The organism is Ancylobacter defluvii, assembly GCF_018390605.1.
GTDB lineage: Bacteria > Pseudomonadota > Alphaproteobacteria > Rhizobiales > Xanthobacteraceae > Ancylobacter > Ancylobacter defluvii.
In genome coordinates this window covers 78,710-98,453 of record NZ_JAHBGD010000026.1, presented here as the reverse complement: position 1 = coordinate 98,453, position 19,744 = coordinate 78,710, and the positions used below count along the sequence as shown (strand labels likewise).

Sequence of the window (19,744 nt, the reverse complement as noted above, 5' to 3'; positions counted from 1 at the left end):
GGGCGCGATGATCCGGCGGCGGCTCTATGTCGAGGAGCGCATGTCGCGGCTGGCGGTATGGAGCCTGCGCCTCGCCGTGTTCGCGCTGCCGGTCACCGCCATCGGCATCGCCTGCTACTTCACCGAGGTGTTCGACCTGACCAGCGCGCTCTACGCCGTGCTCGCCGGCGTGGCGCTGGCGGCGCTGGCGCTGCTGCTCGCGCTCGCCGCCTTCGTGGTGATCTGGAACGAGGGGCTGCGCGGGCTCGGGCGGGTGATCGGGGCGGGTGCGCTGGCGCTGGCGCTGATCGCTCCCACCGCCGGCCTCGCCGCCTTCGGCGCCCGGCTGCCGGTGCTGCACGAGGTGAGCACCGATCTCGACGACCCGCCGGTCTTCGTGACGCTCGCCGTGGCGCGCTCGCGCGCCGCCAACTCGCTCGACGGGCCCGACGAGGCGGCGGTGGCGGCGCAGGAGGATGCCTATCCCGCCATCCACCCGATGGATTTCGATTCGGCGCCGGACGATGTCTTCAACGACCTGATGGTGCTGGTGGCTCGGCGCAAATGGACCGTCGTCGACGCGGTGCCGCCACGCGGCGGCCAGCGCGACGGCCGCATCGAGGCGGTCGCGCGGGGGCTTCCATTGGGGTTGCGCGACGATATCGTCATCAGGGTGCGGCGCACCGCCGAGGGTACGCGCGTGGACATGCGCTCGGTGACACGCAACGCCGCGCGCGACTTCGGCACCAATGCGCGGCGCATCGACGACCTGTTGGGCGAGCTTGCGGAGCGGCAGGGCAAGCGGCGGCGCTGAGGCCGGCGCGGCGCCTCAGGTGCGGCGGCCATACAGGCCCGACAGCGTCGGCGGGCCGTCGGTCTCCACCTCGCCGCGGGCGACGAGATCCTCCAGATGCGCCAGCGTCGACAGGCCGGCGGCGCCGAATAGCCGCGGGTCGAGGCCGATATAGATCATACGCACAATGTCGGGGATGCTCGCCGCTCCGCGCGCGAGCGCCCGCAGGATCGCGGTTTCGCGGGCCTCGCGGTGGCGGAGATAGCGGGCGACGAAGGCCGGGCCCTGGCGCACCGGGCCGCCATGGCCGGGCAGATAGAGCTGTTCCGGCCGCTCGCCGAGACGCCGCAGCGAGGCCATGTAGTCGCCCATCGCGCCGTCCGGCGGTGCCACCACCGAGGTTGCCCAGGCCATTACGTGATCGCCGACGAAGATGAGGCCGGCGCCGTCCAGCACGAAGGCCATGTGGTTGGCGGTGTGGCCGGGGGTGGCGAGCGCGGTGAGGGAAAAGCCGTCGCCGGCGATGCTCTGCTCATCGGCGACGAGGAGGTCGGGCTCCACGTCGCGATCGCCGGCGGCGTCGAGCACGTTGGTCTCGCCTTCGTGCAGCGGCCGGGCCGGGCGGTGCCGGCCTTCGGCGACCACCGGCGCGCCGGTGGCGGCCTTCAGCGCCGCGAGCGCGCCGGTGTGGTCGCGATGGGTGTGGGTGAGCAGGATATGGCTGACCCGCCGGCCACCGACGGCGTCCAGCACCGCGGCGACATGGGGCGCGCTGTCGGGGCCCGGATCGAGAATCATCACCTCGTCGCGGCCGATGAGATAGGTGCAGGTGCCGGTGAAGGTGAACGGGCCGGGATTGGGCCCCAGCACCCGCACGACGCCGGGCGCCACCTCCTCCGCCACGCCGGGCACGGCGGCAAAGTCGCGGTCGAAGGGGATATCGTCGGCCATGTCGGTCAGGTTCCGTCGGTTCGCTATCGTCTAGGTAGGCACGTGCTGGCGCTGTTGTCGTGCCTGCGGGCATGCCATGCCCCCGCCGTGCGCCCCCGCACCTAGCCCAGCCGGAGCTGGGCGTCGAGGCTGGAACCCGCCCTCCGCAAGGGAAGAGAGGGGCTTTTGTCACCGAGACGTCATCCACGGCTTGTCAGGGACGGCCCGGTGGCGGCATTTTCGCCACGCGGTGGCCCTTTCCGGGTGATGGGCCGCGAGGGAAGGATCTGGCATGGACGATTTGTTGGACGGCTATCGGCGCTTTCGCGTCACCTCCTGGCCGGAGCGCAAGGCTCTGTTCGAGAAGCTGGCGCTGCGCGGCCAGAGCCCGCAGACGCTGGTGATCGCCTGCTCCGACAGCCGCGTCGATCCCACCATGATCTTCGATGTCGGGCCGGGCGAATTGTTCGTGGTGCGCAACGTCGCCAATCTGGTGCCGGCCTATTCGACTCCCGATCATGCGCATCATGGTACCAGTGCTGCCATCGAGTTCGCGGTGAAAGTGCTGGAGGTGAAGCAGGTCGTCGTGCTCGGCCATGCGCTGTGCGGCGGCGCGCGGGCGCTTCTCGACGGCGCGCCGGAGGCGGCGCAGGACTTTCTGCCGGACTGGATACGTATCGCCGCTCCGGCGAGCGAGGCGGCGCGGCACCTCACCGACGACGAGGCTGAGCAGCGCCGGCTGGTCGAATATGGCTGCGTGCGAGTGTCGCTAAAGAACCTCACGACCTTTCCTTGGGTGAAGGAGCGGCTCGACGACGGCCGGCTTGCGTTGCACGGCTTCTACTTCGCCGTGGCGACGGGCGTGCTGGAGCGGCTGCGGCCGGACGGCACCTTCGGGCCGGCGTGATCGCTCTGGCCGCCGGCACGGGGGTTCCGCCGGCGCGCCCGGCGGCTATAAGGAGCCGGCGACCTGTCCCGTCGGCACCGTGTGCCGGTTCGCGCGCGGGCTGCCACGGAGCGTGATGGCATGTTTGAAGAGCTCGACGGCGTGAAGCTGATCGCCGAGGAAGACAACGTCCTGGCGGCGGAGAAGAAGCGCAGCAAGGGGTTCGAGCCGATCTCGCGTCGCCTGTGGGCGGAGCTGGCCCGTCGGGGCGGCACGGTGGTCGATGCCGGCGCCTATACCGGCTTCTATGCGATCCTGGCCGCCCGGTCGGGGGCCAGGCGGGTACACGCCTTCGAGGCCAGCCCGCTCATCGTACCGCGCCTGCTCGCCAATCTCGAACTCAACGATATCGGCACGGTGGCCGTCCACCCTCACGCCCTCGCCCGCGCGTCGGGGCAGCGGATCGCGATCCGGGGCAAGGACGGCCTGAGCTCGGCCGGCAGCATCGTCGGTGAGGGGACGGTGATCGGCAGCGCCAGCACGCTGGCGCTGGACGATGTCGGACTGGCCGATCTGTCACTGATCAAGATCGATGTCGAGCGGGCCGAATACGATGTGCTGCAAGGCGGGGCGGAAACGATTCGCCGCTTTCGGCCGCATATCCTCATCGAATTGCTCGACGACATCGGCCCGGTGGACGAATTGCTGCGGCAGTGGGGCTATGCGGGCGAGAAGACCGATACCAGCATGTATCACTATCACGCCTGAGCCCGCGGCCATCCGCGGCCGGCGGGGGCGTCCGCGGCCGGTGGCGCGGTGCCGGTGCGGTTGCGCCGATCAGCGCTTCTTCAGGTCTTCCATCATGGCTTCGATGGCGCCGATGGTCACCTCGATATCGGCGATCTTTCGCAGCGCATTGTCGGAGGGGTGCGTGCCGGCCTCGGCTGCGACCCTGATCAGATCGCGCTGGGCGGTGAGCAGCCGGGTGCGAAGGGCAATGAGCTTTTCAATCATGCAGTGGGACTAGCGCAATGATTGCCGGGGTTCAATGACCAAGCGGCCATTCCACGCCCTCCGCGTGTCTTTGCCGGTGTAAAATCCGGTCGCACCGCCCGTTTATCGGATAGTAGGCCTTTTTCGCTAGATGAGCGGCAGTGTTCCGCTGGTCGAGGCGCCGATGAGCTCTGATCCGATTTCCACTGCCGGCATGTCCCGCCGTGACGCCCTGCGTGCCGGCGCCGCCGGCCTGCTGTCCGCCGCGATCGCCGGCCCGACCCGCGCCTTCGCCACCGAGGGAAGACGGCGGATTCTCGTGCTCGGGGCCGGCATGGCCGGGCTCACCGCGGCGCTGTCGCTGCTGCGGCGCGGGCATGAGGTCACCATCATCGAGGCACAGAACCGCATCGGCGGACGGCTGATGTCGCTGCCGCTCGGCGACGGCATGTTCACCGAGGCCGGCGGCGGTCATTTCCGCTCCAACATGCCGTATGTGCTGCACTATGTGCGGCACTTCAACCTGCCGCTGCTGGGGCTGAATGACGGACTGCCCCGCTATCTGGTGGACGGCGAGACCGGTGACGGCGCCCATCTGGCGGCGTGGCCGTGGCAATTGGCGCCGGACGAGCGCAATGTCAGCGTCTCGACGACGCTGAACCGTTATCTCGAACGCGTGGGTCTCGACGCCGACACCGCGCTGGATGCGCGCTGGCCGGATCTGGATATCATGGCCCGGCTCGACAATGTGCGGCTGTCGGACCTGATCCGCGGCGTCGGCGCCTCGGACGGCTTCTGCAAGTTGCTCAACGCCCATGCCGGTCCGTTCACCGGCGATTCGCCGGCGCTCGGCATGGTGCCGCGGGCGGCCTATCATTTCGGCGACAAGAACCTGTTCCGCATCCAGGGCGGCAACGACCGGCTGCCGATGGCCATGGCGGAGGCCGTCGGCCTCGACCGGATCGTGCTCGGCGCGGCGGTCGCCGAGATCGACCAGAACGGCGCGAGGGTGCGGGTGGCGACGCGGGACGGGCGCGAGTTCCACGGCGATGCGGTGATCTCGACCATTCCCTTCAGTGTGATCGGCGATGTTCGGGTGACGCCGGGCTGGTCGTCCGGCAAGGCCCGGCTGTTTGCCGGGATGGCCTGGGACAAGACGGTGAAGGTCATCGTCAAGACCCGCACGCCGTCCTGGCTCGCCCACGGCGTCTATGGCTGGCCGATGGCCGGCGGCGACCGGCCCTGGGAGCGGGTGATCGATATCACCGGCAACGAGCCCGGCGGGCATGGCAGCCTGTTCTTCTACCTCAACGGCCCCAATGCCGAGGCGGTGATGGCCCGCCCGAAGCCGGAGCGCGCGCGCTGGGTGGTCGACCAGTTCAAGGCCGACATGCCGGATCTGCTCGACGAGGTGTTGTTCATGGATGACTTCGCCTGGGCCGAGCAGCCCTGGATCAAGGCCTCGTTCGGCGGCACGCCGCTCGGCGGCGGCTGGATGATCGGGGAATGCGCCCGGCCGGAGGGGCGCATCCACTTCGCCGGCGATTTCACCACGTTCAAGACCGGTTGGGTGGAGGGTGCGATCGAATCCGGTTTGCGCGCCGCCCGCCAGATCGATCCCGCCGCCACGCCGGAGGGCAACCCGCGCATTCGCCAGGAACTGTGAGGCGCGCCCCCGCCGCGACCGCGGCTGTCAGCGGTCGGCCGCGAGGGTCGCAAGCCAGGCTTCCGCCGTCGGCAGCAGGCGCGCGACGATGACGTCGACCCCGGCTGCGTTCGGATGCATGCCATCGGGAAGGTTCAGTGCCGGCACCGCCGCCACGCCCGCCAGGAAGAACCGGTAGAAGGCGACGCGGTGCTTCCGCGCCAGTCTCGGGAATATCGCCTGGAACCGCGACATGTAGACGAGGCCCTTGCTCGGTGGCGCCAGCATGCCGGTGAACAGCACCGGAATGCCGCGGCTCCGAAGCCGCGACAGCATGTCGTCGAGGGCGGCTTCCGTCACCGCCGGATCGATGCCGTTGAGGGCATCGTTGGCGCCGAGTTCGAGGATCACGCCCAGCGTGCCGCGGGGCACCGCGCGGTCAAGGCGGGCGGCGCCAGCGCTTGCGGTGTCGCCGGAAACCCCGCCATTGACGATGATCACGTCATGCCCGCGGGCTCTCAGGGCCGCCTGCAACTTCGCCGGGAAGGCCTCGTCGCGGGAAAGGCCGAGGCCGGCGGTCAGGCTGTCGCCGAGCGCGACGATGCGGATCGGCTCGGCCTGGGCCGCAACAGATGGCAGCAGGACCGTCAGCAGGATGAGCAGCGCCAGCTTGCAGGCCGGAAAGAGTTTCGTCCTCACCCCGAACTCCCATGCTTGTCGGGCAGCGGCATCAATCGGCGCGACTATAACTGCCAGAACGGCATTATCGCGTCATGGGGGTGGATCGGCGCATTGGCGCCCGCCGGCGTTGCCGGTGGCGGTCCTGCCGTGACGCCGTTCTCCGGGCCGGGAGCTCGGAAGGCCGCAAGTATCGCGATGAACGAATAACGGCACGGCAGCCGCCCATACCGGGTGGGCGTCCGGCCGATGCCGGCACCGGCGGCGCTCTTCGCGCCGGCAGGCGGGTCATGCGCACCGGCGTGCCGTGCCATGCGGGCAGCGATCAAGGCGCCGTTGGCTGGCCACCCGTTCGATGCGTTGGCCTCGATCGCCACCATATCGGGGAGCGCGGGGGCGGCCGCGACCTTCGTGATGCGCGAATCAATGTCGGAGAGACGCCCGCCCGCATCCGCGTTGTAATCCTCCTGTGGCGCAAGAATCCGCAGCACCCTATCCCGGTGCCGGCGAGGCTGAACTGTTCTTCATGCCCTAAAAGGCGTGGCTGAAATCTTGGGCGACAGCCGCCAGAACGCTCTCGGCGCTGCGCGGTCGGCGTTACGTTGCAGGCGCAGCCCGAAGTCTCACGAGCCGATTTCCATATCTTTCGTCTGATCGGAAACTTGGTGGGTGACGACGTAGCGGTAGGTTGCTAGTCTCAAAATATAGACGCGCTACTCAGCAACACCCGCCGACGAGCGTATTGTGCTCCGTTCGATGAGAAGGCTCGTAATTTTATGAAAATCGACAATTTTGCTCATAAATTCAAAATTAATGGCAATGTGTCGGGTCGAAACCCGCTGTTCCGGAAATTACCACTGGAGCACTTTCCGGATGTTTCGATTTATGGAGCAAATCTGTACGAATTATATAATAGTTATGTCAGGGATTCGAAATTAGTATACGCGACCAAAAATGGAAATAAAATCATTGTCGAGGGGAAGGTCGATATCAGCTCATTGAAAAATACTACAATATTTTTCTCTGGTAGCGATAATATCGTAACAATAAACGGATTGAGAAATGTCGCCAAACTTGATGTCGTTTGTATAAATAAATCCAAGGTCTCAATTGGTTCTCCGGTGACAGTTCGTGGAATGACGGTGTTCTCCGCTCACGAAAGTGAGATAAATATAGGAGAAAACTGTATGATATCGCGAGATATCATCATTTACTCTTCCAAGGCTCATGGATTGTATAGCGTTGCTGACGGGTCCCGGCGTTCGAAGTCGGGAATCAGTATTGGCGATAGAGTATGGATTGGGCAGGGGGTAAGAATTCTAGCTGGCGCCAAAGTGGGTAATGGCTCTGTTGTCGGCTCATATAGCGTATTGGCGGGCCGAATTCCCAATAATTGCGCGGCGGCTGGCAATCCTTGCCGTGTCACGTCCAAGGATATTTTCTGGACGGACCATGCGGCCCCCGATGATGGGAACTATTTCGAAATGCTGACGGCGCTGAAAAAGCCGATTCCGGAATTCATTCGGCCGACGGAAGTTGATTAACGGGTTGTTTGCTCTCAGGTCGATCGCCAAAGGCCCCGTCTTGGGCGGGTCTTGTCATTTGGAGAGCGCCTGATCGCTCGCGGGTTGGCCGCCCGAACGTGCTTGTCCAGCCGAACGTGGTCCAACTCGCTCCCCGCCATTGTCTCGGCATCGCGCCGGGCTATCGCGCAAACTGCCCATGGCGGGAGATGCTGACCGTCGCGCACTCCGCGAGCTTCCTGCAAAGATCGTAGAGCCTACCGCCGGGCGCGAGGCCGTCACGCATCCGCGGGCGTGAGAGGCCTGTCGGAACGGTGGGCCGGGAGTGATGAAAGATAAAGCCTGGTCCGGCCGTGGCCTGGACCGTTTTGTCAGGACATTTTTCGGTGAGGCTCCTGTCGGGAACAGGAAATCCAGGTGCCACATGGTCGGAGTGGCAGGATTTGAACCTGCGACCCCCTCGTCCCGAACGAGGTGCGCTACCAGGCTGCGCTACACTCCGACGTGGCGGGCGAGCCTCTAACACGGGGATGAGCCGGCCTGCAAGGGCAGCATCGCACTTCTTCACATGGGCTGTTGATGACGCCACCCTCTGCGGCCGGCAATCTCGTGCATGACGGTTGAAAGCGACGCGTTCCTGTGGCTATGTCCGCGCCCGCACGGTCCGCATCGCCGAGAGGCGTGGAGCGTTGGGGCGTCGCCAAGCGGTAAGGCAGGGGATTTTGATTCCCCCATGCGGAGGTTCGAATCCTCCCGCCCCAGCCATTTTCCAGCCGTCATCAACAGCCCGGCATTGAAGGCGGGATCGGCTGCGGCCGGTCAGGCCGACGGCGGCTCGATTCGGGCGGCCGGCGTCATGGCTGTCGGCGACGGATGCCGGCGCAGTCGCTGCAGGAACAGCTTGAAGCGGGCGGTCCAGTCCGTCTCGTGCGCTTCGGTCAGGCGGGCGAGGGTGCGGGCATAGTCGAGCACCAGGCCGGGCGTCCAGGTCATCGAGCCGGCGCGGCTGCGCAGCAGGGCGGCGGTCCATAGATCGGGGTTGGCGAGCAGCCGCGCCAGCCGCGCCCAGGGGTATCGGCTGGTGAGCGAGCCCTCCAGTGCGGCGTCGAGCGCCTCGGCCACCACCACGGAGCAATTGCGGTTGGTGAGGTTGTAGGTGTCGTCCTGCCGGTAGCCGACCCAGAACGCCTTGAGCCGGCGCGGGTCGAAATTGCGGAATTCGACATTCTGGTCGGCGGGGCACCACCAGTTGGATTCGTATTCGTAGGAGGGCTGGAACCGGCCTTTCAGGTCGTTTTCCGCCGTGCCGCGCAGCGAGGCGATGAAATCGCCGCTCGAACGCTCGATCTCCTGTGCCGGATAATGGCTGATATAGACGTCGGGCTGCATTTCCAGGGCGGCGTGGCCGGTGGAGATCACCCCATGCCCGTCCACCGCGGCGATGTAGCGGTCGACCACCAGGCGGCGTTCCGCCTGGTAGGCCGAGCCCACCGGCGTCCAGACATGCACGATCATCGGGTGTTCCGCCGTGGCCCGGCCGGCGTCGCCGATCAGCACCGGCGCGTTCTGATACCAGCCGCGTCCGGCGAAGATCGGCAGGTTCATCGCCGAGGCCTCGTCCTCCAGCGTGCGCAGCATCAGGCCGAACCGCACCAGCAGCCACCCCCACAACCCGAGCAGCAGCGCGATGCAGAACGGTATGTTCTTGTTGTGCGACAGCGGCCACTCGGTGACGATCAGCATGGCGAGCAGGAGCTCAATCATCCCGCAGGCGGCGAGCAGCGGCCAGCCGGAAAACCGCACCACCACTGCGGTGACAATGCGCCCCAAGCCGTCAATGGCGAAGGCGAGGCCGAACAGCCAGGCGATGGCGATCCGGGTCTCGATGGGAAAATCGAGGATCAGCCCGCCGAGCAGTACCAGCGCGGCCGCCTTGACGAGGGTAATGTAGCGCGATCCCTCCCGCGGCAGCGCGGCGAACACGTAGAGGGCGAGCAGGCCGTTGATGACGAAGACGGCGCCCATGGCTTCCTTGGTCACCAGGGTGATGCCGTCGGAAGCGTCGAGGGCCAGAAGGCTGGCAAGGATGAACAGCACGATGCCGAGGGCGGGCAGCACGTACCAGCGCGCACGGAAGGCGTCGGCGCCGACGAGAAGGAAGGCGATCTTGAGCACCGGCGAAACCTGTCAATGAATTCAAGGGGATCCGGGGGCGATCCTAGCTCACGGCCCCGGCTAAGGAAAGCCGCCCTTGCCCTGTCCGGCGTTCCCGTGGGGTGGCGCGAGGTAGTTTTGGCGACCGGCTTTTACGCGTCGCCCGCCCTCTCGGTCGCCGTGATGCCGGCAAGGGCGATGGTCTTCGCGGGGGGCGAGGTGAAAGCCGCGCGTGTCGCTGGCGGCGGCGGCGCGGGCATGAGATGGTCGGCACGTCCCGCCCCCCTTTCGCCGGTATTCCGAAACGTGCGCCTCCATCTCGTCAATCCGAACACCACCGCCTCGATGACCGACAAGATCGCCGCCGCCGCCCGGCTGGTGGCATCGGACGGCACCACGATCCTGCCGGCGACCTCGCAGATGGGGCCGGCCTCCATCGAAGGCTATTACGACGATGCCCTCGCGCTTCCCGGCCTCATCGACGCGGTGGCGCGTGCCGAGGCCGAGGCGGTCGACGGCCATATCGTCGCCTGCTTCGACGATACCGGCGTCGATGCCGCCCGTGCGCTGGCCCGTGCGCCGGTGATCGGCATCGGCGAGGCCGGCTTCCACATGGCGAGCCTGATCGGCCATCGCTTCGGCGTGGTGACGACGCTGTCGCGCTCGGTGCCGGTGATCGAGGCCAATCTCGACCGCTACGGCCTGTCGCGGCGCTGCGTGCGGGTGCGCGCCTCCGATGTCGCGGTGCTGGAGCTGGAGGATCCCGCCTCCGATGCCCGGGCCCGGATATCGGCGGAGATTGGCCGGGCGGTGCGCGAGGACCATGCCGAGGCGGTGGTGTTGGGCTGCGCCGGCATGGCCGACCTTGCCCGTGCGCTCGGCGAGGAGCACGGCGTGCCGGTGATCGACGGCGTCGCCTGCGCGGTGGCGCTGATGGAGGGGCTGGTGCGTGTCGGCCTCGCCACCTCCAAGGTCGGCGCCTATGCCGCGCCGCGGGCGAAGCCTTATCGCGGCCTGCTCTCCGGCTTTGCTCCCCGCGGGTGAGCCGGAGGCGCGTTCAATCCGCCGTCAGCCGGGCGGCGGCCATCGGGCCGCTCCAGCCCAGCTCGCCCTGATCGATGCGATAGGCGCGGTCGCAGAGCTCCTCGCAGAGCGCGACGTTCTGCTCCGACAGCAGGATGGAGAGGCCGGTCGCCTTCAGCTCGCGCAGGGCGGCGGTCATCTGCTCGACGATGATCGGCGCCACGCCCTCGGAGGGCTCGTCGAGCAGCAGCAGTTCCGGGTTGCCGACCAGGGCGCGCGCCACGGCCAGCATCTGCTGCTCGCCGCCGGACATGGCGCCGCCGCGACGCCCGCGCAGGTCGGCCAGATTCGGGAACAGGGCGAAGAGCCGTTCCAGCGGCCAGCGGTCGGCGCCGTCGCGGCCGGGGCGGCGGGCGAGGCCGATATTCTCCTCCATCGTCAGGTCGGTGAAGATGCGGCGGTCCTCGGGGACATAGCCGACGCCGAGACGGGCGATGCGATGGGTCGTCAGGGCGGAAATATCGGCACCATCCAGGGCAAGGCGGCGGGCGCGGCGGCGCACCAGCCCCATCACCGCCTTCAGGCTGGTGCTCTTGCCGGCGCCGTTGCGGCCGATCAACGCCACCGCCTCGCCGCGCGCGACGGTGAGCGAGAGGCCGAACAGCGCCTGCGCCGGACCGTACCAGGCATCGAGGCCGTCGATCTCCAGCAGCGGCGCGCTCACGACCCTCGCTCCCCCGTCGCCGCCGAGCGCCCGAGATAGACCGCGCGCACCTGCGGATCGGCACGGATCTCCTCGACGCTGCCATCGGCGATCACCCGGCCGCGTGCCAGCACGATCACGCGGGTGGCATGGCCGAACACCACATCCATGGAATGCTCGGTGAACAGCACGGCGAGCGAGCGCGCCGCGGCCAGGCGACGCACCAGGCCTATCAGCGCCAGGCGTTCATGCGTGCCCATGCCGGCGGTCGGCTCGTCCATCAGCAGCAGACGAGGCGAGCCGGCGATCGCGATGGCCAGCTCCAGCCGCTTGACGTCGCCATAGGCGAGCCCGGTGGCGGGACGGTCGGCGAGAGCCGCGAGCCCGGTCTGGGCGAGAAGATCGAGCGCTTCGCCGCGCGCTTGCCCGTCCTGCGGACGCCACAGGCCGAAGCTGGCCCCGCGCGAGGCGAGAAGCGCGGTCTCGACATTGGCGAGCACGGTGAGCGAGCCGAATACGGCGGCGATCTGGAAGGTGCGGCCGACGCCGAGCCGGGCGATGGCGCGTGGCGGCAGGCCGGTAATGTCGCGGCCTTCGAGGCGCACCGTGCCGGCATCGGGGCGGATCTGGCCGTTCACCACGTTGAAGCAGGTCGACTTGCCGGCGCCGTTGGGGCCGATGAGCGCCAGCAATTCGCCGGCATGCACGTCGAAGCTGACGCCATCCAGGGCGTGCACGCCGCCATAGGCTTTCGCGAGGTTGCCGACGCTGAGCACGGGTGGGGCGGTCATCCGTCGGCCCTCCCACCCGCGAACAGGCGCGACAGGCCACCGGCGATGCCGCCGGGAAACAGCAGCACCAGGGCGAGGATCAGCGCGCCGAGCAAGGCCCGCCAGTAATCGGTCTCCCGCATCACCGTGTCCTGCAGCAGGGTGAAGGCGCCGGCGCCGAGCACCGGTCCCGCCGGGCTGGCGAGCCCGCCGAGCAGCACCATCACCAGCGCATCGATGGAACGCCCCACCGCCAGCGTCTCCGGCGAGATCGAGCCTTTGGCGAAGGCGTAGAGCCCGCCCGCCGCGCCGGCGAGCATTCCCGAGGCGGTGAAGGCGAGCCAGCGGATGCGGGCGACGTCGATGCCGGAGGCCTCCGCCCGCATCCGCGCATCGCGCCCGGCGCGCAACGCATGGCCGAAGGGGGCGAAGATCAACCGGCGAATGAGGTAAAGGCCGGCCACGGTGACGGCGAGGGCGGCGAGATAGAGCCCGGCGCGGCTGTCGAACGGCCAATCCGGCCAGATGCCGATCAAGCCGTTGGAACCGCCGGTGACCTCCTCCCACTGGAACACCACCGACCAGACGATCTGCGCGAAGGCGAGGGTGAGCATGGCGAGATAGACGCCTTCGAGCCGCACGCAGAACCAGCCGAACAGCAGCGCGCCGGCGCCGGCGGCGAGGATGCCGACGGCGAAGGCGGGCAGCGTCGGCAGGCCGAGCCCGGTCGCCGCCAGCGCGGTGCCATAAGCGCCGAGGCCGAAATAGGCGGCGTGGCCGAAGGAGGCCATGCCGCCCGGCCCCATCAGCAGATGCAGCGACGCGGCGAAAGTGACGGCGATCAGCATGTCCAGCGCCAGCACCGGCGCATAAGCCCAGACGGTGGCGAGAGCCGGCACCGCCAGGGCGACGGCCAGCGCGGCAAGGGCGAGCGCGCGGCCGGTGCCACCCATGGGGCGCAGCGGCGCCTCGCTCGCCGCTGCGCGCGCCGCGGCGGCCTGCGGACGGCCGAACAGCCCCTGCGGCCGCAGCACCAGCACCAACGCCATCACCAGGAACTCGGCGACCAGCGTCAGCTTCGACATGTTGAACGCCAGCCCGGCGATCTCGACGGTGCCCAGCGCGATGCACAGCGCCTTGACCAGTGCCACCAGCACCGCGGCGAGATAGGCGCCGGGAATCGAGCCCATGCCGCCGATGACCACCACCACGAAAGCGTCGCCGAGCACGGCGAGATCCAGATTGAGGTTGGCGGGTTCGCGCGCGGTCTGCAGCGCGCCGCCGAGGCCGGCGAGGAAGGCACCGAGCGCGAAGACGGCGGTGAACAGCAGCGCTTCGTTGATGCCGAGCGCCGCCACCATCTCGCGGTCCTGCGTCGCGGCGCGGACGGTGCGGCCGAAGCGGGTGCGCTTCATCAGCAGATGCAGCGCCAGCAGCACCGCCGGGCCGGCGAAAGCGAGGAAGACGTCATATTCCGGCAGCCGCCGGCCGATGAGCTCGACCGAGCCCTTCAGCCCCGGCGCGCGCGGGCCGAGCAGGTCCTCCGGCCCCCACAGCCACAGGGCGGCATCGTTGAGGATGAGGGCGAGGGCGAAGGTGGCGACGAGCTGGTACAGCTCCGGCACATGGTAGATCCGCCGGAGCAGCAGCACCTCTACCGCCGCGCCGAGCAGGCCAACGGCGAGCGCCGCCAGGAGCAGCCCGCCCCAGTAGCCGAGCGGGCCGGGCAGGCGGTCGGCCAGCGTCACCGCGAGATAGAGGCCCAGCATGTAGAAGGCGCCATGCGCCATGTTTACGATGCGGGTGACGCCGAAGATGATCGACAGGCCGGCGGCGACGAAGAACAGGCCGGAGGCCGAGGCCAGCCCGTTGATCATCTGGAACGCCAGTGCGTCGAGCGCCACGCGGGCCTCCTCAGGGGTTCATGCGGGGTTTGGCGGGGCGGTCTCGATCCTGAGCCTATCCGACCATCGAACGGGCTCCCTCTCCCCGTGGGGGAGAGGGATGGGGTGAGGGGGCACGACGCTCAATCGCGTCGCCCCTCACCGACCCGCTTCGCGGGCCACCTCTCCCCCACGGGGAGAGGGAAAGGAACGCGTTCTTCCCAATGAGAAAAGTTCGCGGGACCGGACGATCGCGCGATCGTCCTCAGTCACGCTTCGGCCGCAGCTTCTCCACCTCGGCGTCGGTGGGTAGCACGCTCACCCCGTCGACATAGACGGGATCGAGCATCACGCCCTTGCCGTCCTTGAGCCCGAGCGTGCCGACGAAGGCGCCCATGGTCGCCTGGTGGTCGCTGGCGCGATAAACGAAGGGGCCGAAGGGGCCGGTGACGTCCAGTCCCTTGAAGGCCTCGACCAGCTTCTCGGTGTCCGGCCCGCCGGCCTTCTTCAGCCCGGCGGCGAGGGAGACGATGGCGGTGTAGCCGACGATCGAGCCGAGGCGCGGCGGCTCGCCATATTTCGCCTGATAGGCGTCGAGGAAGGCTTTGTGCTCCGGCGTGCCGATGGCGTACCAGGGATAGCCGGTGACGACCCAGCCCTGCGGTGCCTCGTCCTTCATCGGGTCGAGATATTCCGGCTCGCCCGACAGCAGGCTGACGACGAAGGTGCCTTCCAGCGTGCCGCGGCTGTTGGCCTCGCGCACGAATTTGGCGAGGTCGGCGGCGAACAGCACGTTAAACACCGCGTCGGGCTTGGCATCGGCCAGCGCCTGCGCCACCGCGCCGGCGTCGAGCTTGCCGAGCGGGGTCGCCTGCTCGGCAACGAATTCGACGTCCGGCTGCGCGACTTTCAGCAGCGTCTTGAAGGTGGAGGCGGCGGACTGGCCGTATTCGTAATTGGGATAGACCAGCGCCCAGCGCTTCTTGTTCGCCTTCACCGCGTGCGGCATCAGCATCGCCACCTGCATGTAGGTGGAGGCGCGCAGGCGGAAGGTGTAGCGGTTGCCCTCCGCCCAGGTGATCTTGTCGGTCAGCGGCTCGGAGGCGAGGAAGAACACCTTGCGCTTGTCGGCGAAGCCGGCGACGGCGAGCCCGACATTGGACAGGAAAGTGCCGGTGAGCACGTCGACCTTCTCGCGGGTGACGAGATCCTCGGCGACGCGCACCGCATCGCCCGGATTGCCGCCGTCGTCGCGGGTGATCAGTTCCAGCGGGCGCCCGCCGATGCCGCCGGCGGCGTTGATCTGGTCGATGGCGAGTTCCATGCCCTTGCGATAGGGCTCGAGGAAGGCCGGCTGCGCCTTGTAGCTGTTGAGCTCGCCGATGCGGATCGGCTCGGCGGCGCCGGCCGGGACCGTTGCGGCGAAGCCCGTCAGCAACAGGGTTGCCAAGAATGGGGCTGCCAAAAGCGGGGCGACCAAGAGCGGGGCGATTCCTGCGGCAAGCCGGGCGAGCAGGGGCGGGCGATGGGCGGCGGGCATGGAAGTCTCCGGGTCGGAGGATGGGTCCGGCTGCCCGACAAATTAGCCGGTGCGGTCCGGCCGTCCACCCCATTGTCCGGCGAAAGGCCCGGTAAAGTTCGGCAGGGCCGGAGGCGCGTCACGGGCCGACATCGACCTCCGGTTCCGGCGAGCGCCGCCGCCGCCGCGAGGCGAGCAGCGCCCCGCCGATGATCAGCCCGGCGCCGATCAGCGTGCCCATGCCCGGCACCTCCCCGAAGGCGAAGAAGCCGATGGCGATGGCCCAGACGAAGGAGGTGTATTCGAAGACGCCGAGCCGGCTGGCCTCCTCGCTGCGATAGGCCGAGGCGAGGCAGAGATGGCCGCCGGTGCCGAGCGCGCCGATGGCGAGCATCACCACCAGCTCGGTCCAGTCCGTGCTGGTCCAGGCCAGCAGGCCGAGCGGCGCGATCAGCAGCGCCGGAAACACGTTCTGCAGCAGCACGATGGTGGCGAGCGGATCGCGGGCGGCGCGGCTCTTCAGCACCACCATGGAGAGTGCATAGGTGACGGCGGAGAACAGCGCCGCGGCAATGCCGAGATGGCTGGCCTCGCCGGCGCCGCCGGCGCTTATCTCATGCGAGAGCACCACCAGCACGCCGATGAAGCCGAGGCCGATGGCGAGGATCACCGGTCGGCCCGGTCGCTCGCCGAGAATCAGTCCGGCGAACAGGGCGATGAAGATCGGCGAGGTGAAGGACAGTGCCAGCACCACCGCCAGCGGCAGGGTGGCGAGGGCGTAGAAGAAGGTGAGCGCGGTCGCCACCACCACCACCGAGCGCCAGGCGTGCGGACGCAGCGTCGCGCGATCGGGCATCGGCGTGCGCAGCGCCGCGAACACCAGATAGGCCATGGCACCGCCGGCGAGATAGCGCATCAGCGCCACTTGCGGCGTCGAGTGGGTTTCGGCGACGAACTTGATCAGCCCGTCCATGACGGACAGGAGGAAGATGCCGGCGATCGCCAGCACGGCGGGGCCGGCGGAGGCGGGTCTGGCGGCCGGGTCGCTGACAGGGCGGGTCATTTGTCGAGGCTCACGCGGCGGACCGTCCCGCCGAGGCGCGCCGGCGCGGGAGCGCGCTCCGGCCGTCGAAGGATCGTCTCGTGTCGGCCCAGGCGAATCGGTCCGGTGCGGGCCGCGCGCAGCCTCGCAGCGGTGGTTTAGACGATGCGAGGGGAAAGGTGAACGGGTCCGTTGCCGATGGGCTCGCGTCGATGGGCTCTGGCGGCGCGTTCAGGTGCCGGCAAGCGGCAGGCGGTAGGGGTATTCGGAGGTATCGGAGATGTCGCCGAGCGCGCGGGCGCCGGGTAGGCGCACGAAGCCGAGGCTCTCATAGAAGCGATGGGCATCCAGGAAGCGGGTGTCGGTCCACAGCCTTAGCTCAGGCGCGCCGCGGTCGCGGGCGAAGGCGAGCGCCTCGGCCATCAGCGCGCGGGCAATGCCGCGGCGACGGGAGGCACGGGCGACATAGACCTTGGTGATTTCCACCGTACCCGCAGGCGGGCCTTCCGCCCGCATCGGCGCCGCGGCAAGCGAGCCGATGATCGCCTCGCCGTCGGCCGCCACCCATATGACGCCGCCACGGGCGGCGAAATGGCTGGCGATGGCGTCGAGTTCGGGGAATTCGGCGGCACGATCGAAAACGCAGCCTTCATATTCGGCAAAGGCGCCGGCGATCAGCGCGGCGATGGCATCGCCATCGGAGTTGCGGGCCGGACGGATCAAGGGGGAAACCAATGGAATTCTCTCGTAGTGTGGCTCAGTTAACGTCGACGGGGCGAAGCGGGCGCACTATTGTGTCCTCCCGACCCTCGCGTAAAGCCCGCTGCGGGGAGGGTATTCCATTCACTTTTGCGGCCGGGGTTCGCCTGGTCGCTGGTCTTCCGACCGGCATCTACCCGTCCCGGAGTGCTCGATGAAGCTGTCTCGTCGTTTCTTGCGTCTGTCCCTCATCGCCGCGGTGGCCGCGCTGGTCGCCGCCTGTGCCAGCACGCCCCAGGCTCCGGCGCCCATCGAGCCGGCCATGCCGCGCTTTACCTCGCCGATCACCGCCCAGCAACTGGTCGGCAAATGGGGCTTGGCCGCCTATCACCGGCCGGAGGACGCCGCCCGCACCGAGGCGCAGGCCCGGCAGGGGTGCCGTCAGCCCTACGTGATCAGTGCCGGCCCGAATGGCGGCTTCATGATGTATCTCGCCGACCAGTCGACGCCGTCCGAGCTGGTGTCCAAGCAGGTGGCGCCGGGCCCGACCTATATCGGCCTGCCCGACGAGCCGCCGGGCTCGCAGGCCGACCGCGAGGTTCTGCGCTTCGATGGTCAGATCCTGGTGCTGAAGTGGCTCGATCCCGAGGTTCAGGGGCGCTACGGCACCATGGTTTATGTTCGCTGCCCGGCCTGACCGGCATCGCGCATAACCGTGCGTTAACCATGCGTGGTGAAAGATGGGGGCAGTGGAGCGGTAGCGCCGGAGCCTTCGCATGCGTGGTTTGCTGACGAGTGGAGGGCGGCGGCCCCCGCGTGCCGGCCGGCACGTAGCCGGACCGCCGATGGCGGTCGCCATAGCCTCGGGCATGGTTCTGGCGGCGTTGATCGCCGCCCTGGCCGGCGCGCTGCTGCCATCACCGGCGGCGGCGCAGAGCTCCCGCTCCTACGGGGGCAGCTTCTACGGCATAGACGACGGCAATTATGCGGTGTTCTCCTCCCGTCCCCGCGAGCCGGCGGGCAGCACGGGCGGCGGGCATTTCGACGAGAACGCGCCGGCACCGGTCTATCAGAGCGGCGGCGGGCGGGGCGTCAACACCGAGTATAATCGCCAGTCCGTGCCCTATGTGACGACCGATTCGCCCGGCACCGTCATCATCGATACCGGTGCGCGCTTCCTCTATCTGGTGCAGGGCGGCGGCCGGGCGCTGCGCTACGGCATCGGCGTGGGACGCGAGGGCTTTGCCTGGAGCGGGGCCGAGCGTATCAGCCGCAAGGCCGAATGGCCGAGCTGGACGCCGCCGGCGGAAATGCATGCCCGCCGCCCCGGCCTGCCGGAGCGCATGGAGGGCGGGCCGGAAAACCCGCTCGGCGCCCGCGCGCTGTATCTCGGCAGCACGCTGTACCGCATCCACGGCACCAACGAGGCCGACAGCATCGGCCAGGCGGTCTCCTCCGGCTGCATCCGCATGCGCAACGACGATGTGATCGACCTCTATAATCGCGTGCGCATCGGCACGCTGGTGCGGGTCATCTGAGCCTTTTGTGACGTTTCCGCCGTCGCTGCATGTGGCGCTTGCATGGCTCGCCGTCTGGTCGGGCGGGAATGGCTCGGTTATGGTCCCGCCACGCTTCGGTTCGCACAGGGTTTGAACCGAACGCAATCGCGAGGGCAGGATGACCGCAGGCAGCAGCGCGCAGGACGCGATTCCGCAGGACGCCGCTCCGCAGGACGCCGCCGACCCTGTCGCGGCCCCGGCCCTGCCTGATTCCGCCGCCGACACCCATTTCGGCTTCCGCACCGTGCCGCTCGGCGACAAGCAGCGCATGGTCGACGAGGTGTTCCACTCGGTCGCCCGCCGCTACGACGTGATGAACGACCTGATGTCGCTCGGCCTGCACCGGGTGTGGAAGGACCTTTTGGTCTCGCGCATCCGCCCGCCGAAGAACGACCGGCCGTTCCGCCTGCTGGATGTGGCCGGCGGCACCGGCGACGTGTCGTTCCGCACCATCGAGGCCGGCGGCGCCGGCACGAGCGCGGTGGTGGCCGACATCAATGGCGGCATGCTCGGCGTCGGGCGCGAGCGCGCCGCGAGCCTCGGCCATGCCGGGAAGGTGGAGTTCGTCGAGGCCAATGCCGAGGAGTTGCCCTTTCCGGACAAGTCCTTCGACGCCGCTTCCATCGCCTTCGGCATCCGCAACGTGCCGCGCATGGACAAGGCGCTTTCCGAGATGCGCCGGGTGCTGAAACCCGGCGGGCACTGCTTCGTGCTGGAGTTCTCGCGCGTCGACGTGCCCGGTCTCGATGCGATCTACGACGCCTATTCGTTCAAGGCGATCCCGCCCATGGGGCGCTTCGTGACCGGAGATGCCGAATCCTACCAGTATCTCGTCGAATCGATCCGCCGCTTTCCGGCGCCGGAACTGTTCGCGCAGATGATGCGCGAGGCCGGGCTGAAGCGCGTCGGATGGACCCCGCTGACGGGCGGCATCGTCTGCCTGCACAGCGGCGCGAGGATCTGAG

Annotated in this window: 20 protein-coding genes and 2 tRNA genes; 10 read left to right on the top strand and 12 right to left on the bottom strand. The window is 68.4% G+C overall.

Annotation, left to right across the window (positions count from 1 at the left end; genetic code table 11):
- Positions 1-7 precede the first annotated feature (7 nt).
- Entirely contained in the window at positions 8-793 is a 786-nt protein-coding gene (locus tag KHC24_RS21335) for a DUF1499 domain-containing protein (RefSeq protein WP_213365488.1), read from the top strand.
- A gap of 15 nt (positions 794-808) precedes the next feature.
- On the opposite strand, the gene KHC24_RS21330 is transcribed toward KHC24_RS21335, so the two are convergent.
- Positions 809-1,723 carry an MBL fold metallo-hydrolase gene (locus tag KHC24_RS21330; RefSeq protein WP_213365484.1) on the bottom strand — a complete coding sequence of 305 codons (915 nt, stop codon included), beginning with the start codon at positions 1,721-1,723 and terminating at the stop codon, positions 809-811.
- 271 nt (positions 1,724-1,994) lie between these two features.
- On the opposite strand from KHC24_RS21330, the gene KHC24_RS21325 reads away from it, so the two are divergent.
- Positions 1,995-2,609: a carbonic anhydrase gene (locus KHC24_RS21325; RefSeq protein ID WP_213365481.1), complete on the top strand. Its 615-nt coding sequence runs from the start codon at positions 1,995-1,997 to the stop codon at positions 2,607-2,609.
- A 120-nt stretch (positions 2,610-2,729) separates the two neighbouring features.
- Positions 2,730-3,356: an FkbM family methyltransferase gene (locus KHC24_RS21320; protein WP_213365479.1), complete on the top strand. Its 627-nt coding sequence runs from the start codon at positions 2,730-2,732 to the stop codon at positions 3,354-3,356.
- A gap of 69 nt (positions 3,357-3,425) precedes the next feature.
- On the opposite strand, the gene KHC24_RS21315 is transcribed toward KHC24_RS21320, so the two are convergent.
- Positions 3,426-3,602: a hypothetical protein gene (locus tag KHC24_RS21315; protein WP_213365476.1), complete on the bottom strand. Its 177-nt coding sequence runs from the start codon at positions 3,600-3,602 to the stop codon at positions 3,426-3,428.
- A gap of 130 nt (positions 3,603-3,732) precedes the next feature.
- On the opposite strand from KHC24_RS21315, the gene KHC24_RS21310 reads away from it, so the two are divergent.
- Entirely contained in the window at positions 3,733-5,247 is a 1,515-nt protein-coding gene (locus KHC24_RS21310; RefSeq protein WP_246547397.1) for a flavin monoamine oxidase family protein, read from the top strand.
- Positions 5,248-5,274: 27 nt separating this feature from the next.
- Here KHC24_RS21310 and KHC24_RS21305 read toward each other — a convergent pair whose 3' ends face one another.
- Positions 5,275-5,925: an arylesterase gene (locus KHC24_RS21305; RefSeq protein ID WP_271180524.1), complete on the bottom strand. Its 651-nt coding sequence runs from the start codon at positions 5,923-5,925 to the stop codon at positions 5,275-5,277.
- Positions 5,926-5,969: 44 nt separating this feature from the next.
- Positions 5,970-6,395 (bottom strand): hypothetical protein, encoded by a 426-nt coding sequence (locus tag KHC24_RS21300; protein WP_213365473.1) that lies wholly within the window; start codon positions 6,393-6,395, stop codon positions 5,970-5,972.
- A gap of 285 nt (positions 6,396-6,680) precedes the next feature.
- On the opposite strand from KHC24_RS21300, the gene KHC24_RS21295 reads away from it, so the two are divergent.
- Positions 6,681-7,448, top strand: coding sequence for an acyltransferase (locus KHC24_RS21295; RefSeq protein WP_213365470.1), 768 nt, complete (start codon positions 6,681-6,683; stop codon positions 7,446-7,448).
- 404 nt (positions 7,449-7,852) lie between these two features.
- On the opposite strand, the gene KHC24_RS21290 is transcribed toward KHC24_RS21295, so the two are convergent.
- Positions 7,853-7,929: transfer RNA gene (locus tag KHC24_RS21290), tRNA-Pro, on the bottom strand.
- A gap of 188 nt (positions 7,930-8,117) precedes the next feature.
- Here KHC24_RS21290 and KHC24_RS21285 point away from each other — a divergent pair.
- Positions 8,118-8,192 (top strand) — tRNA-Gln (locus KHC24_RS21285).
- Between the two features lie 54 nt (positions 8,193-8,246).
- On the opposite strand, the gene KHC24_RS21280 is transcribed toward KHC24_RS21285, so the two are convergent.
- The gene (locus tag KHC24_RS21280; protein ID WP_213365467.1) at positions 8,247-9,602 is read right to left on the bottom strand and encodes an HdeD family acid-resistance protein; all 1,356 of its coding nucleotides are present in this window, start codon (positions 9,600-9,602) and stop codon (positions 8,247-8,249) included.
- Positions 9,603-9,887: 285 nt separating this feature from the next.
- Between KHC24_RS21280 and KHC24_RS21275 the strand changes: the two genes are divergently transcribed.
- On the top strand, positions 9,888-10,625 hold the full coding sequence (locus KHC24_RS21275; protein WP_213365464.1) for an aspartate/glutamate racemase family protein: 738 nt from the start codon (positions 9,888-9,890) through the stop codon (positions 10,623-10,625).
- Between the two features lie 13 nt (positions 10,626-10,638).
- On the opposite strand, the gene KHC24_RS21270 is transcribed toward KHC24_RS21275, so the two are convergent.
- From KHC24_RS21270 to KHC24_RS21245, 6 genes are all read right to left on the bottom strand, one after another.
- Entirely contained in the window at positions 10,639-11,328 is a 690-nt protein-coding gene (locus KHC24_RS21270; protein ID WP_213365461.1) for an ABC transporter ATP-binding protein, read from the bottom strand.
- Positions 11,325-12,098, bottom strand: a complete 774-nt coding sequence (locus KHC24_RS21265; protein WP_213365458.1) for an ABC transporter ATP-binding protein — start codon at positions 12,096-12,098, stop codon at positions 11,325-11,327. Before KHC24_RS21265 ends, KHC24_RS21270 begins: the two co-directional genes overlap by 4 nt.
- Positions 12,095-13,981, bottom strand: a complete 1,887-nt coding sequence (locus KHC24_RS21260) for an ABC transporter permease (RefSeq protein ID WP_213365455.1) — start codon at positions 13,979-13,981, stop codon at positions 12,095-12,097. Before KHC24_RS21260 ends, KHC24_RS21265 begins: the two co-directional genes overlap by 4 nt.
- A gap of 244 nt (positions 13,982-14,225) precedes the next feature.
- Positions 14,226-15,500 carry an ABC transporter substrate-binding protein gene (locus KHC24_RS21255; protein ID WP_213365452.1) on the bottom strand — a complete coding sequence of 425 codons (1,275 nt, stop codon included), beginning with the start codon at positions 15,498-15,500 and terminating at the stop codon, positions 14,226-14,228.
- Positions 15,501-15,618: 118 nt separating this feature from the next.
- Positions 15,619-16,542 (bottom strand): DMT family transporter, encoded by a 924-nt coding sequence (locus tag KHC24_RS21250; protein ID WP_213365449.1) that lies wholly within the window; start codon positions 16,540-16,542, stop codon positions 15,619-15,621.
- A 210-nt stretch (positions 16,543-16,752) separates the two neighbouring features.
- Positions 16,753-17,244: a GNAT family N-acetyltransferase gene (locus KHC24_RS21245; protein WP_246547392.1), complete on the bottom strand. Its 492-nt coding sequence runs from the start codon at positions 17,242-17,244 to the stop codon at positions 16,753-16,755.
- 190 nt (positions 17,245-17,434) lie between these two features.
- Here KHC24_RS21245 and KHC24_RS21240 point away from each other — a divergent pair, with 190 nt between their 5' ends.
- The 3 genes from KHC24_RS21240 (at position 17,435) to ubiE (ending at position 19,743) form a co-directional block, all read left to right on the top strand.
- Positions 17,435-17,917, top strand: coding sequence for a hypothetical protein (locus KHC24_RS21240; RefSeq protein WP_213365443.1), 483 nt, complete (start codon positions 17,435-17,437; stop codon positions 17,915-17,917).
- A 148-nt stretch (positions 17,918-18,065) separates the two neighbouring features.
- The gene (locus KHC24_RS21235; RefSeq protein WP_213365441.1) at positions 18,066-18,758 is read left to right on the top strand and encodes a L,D-transpeptidase; all 693 of its coding nucleotides are present in this window, start codon (positions 18,066-18,068) and stop codon (positions 18,756-18,758) included.
- 223 nt (positions 18,759-18,981) lie between these two features.
- Positions 18,982-19,743, top strand: a complete 762-nt coding sequence (ubiE, locus tag KHC24_RS21230) for a bifunctional demethylmenaquinone methyltransferase/2-methoxy-6-polyprenyl-1,4-benzoquinol methylase UbiE (protein WP_476726956.1) — start codon at positions 18,982-18,984, stop codon at positions 19,741-19,743.
- Position 19,744 lies beyond the last annotated feature (1 nt).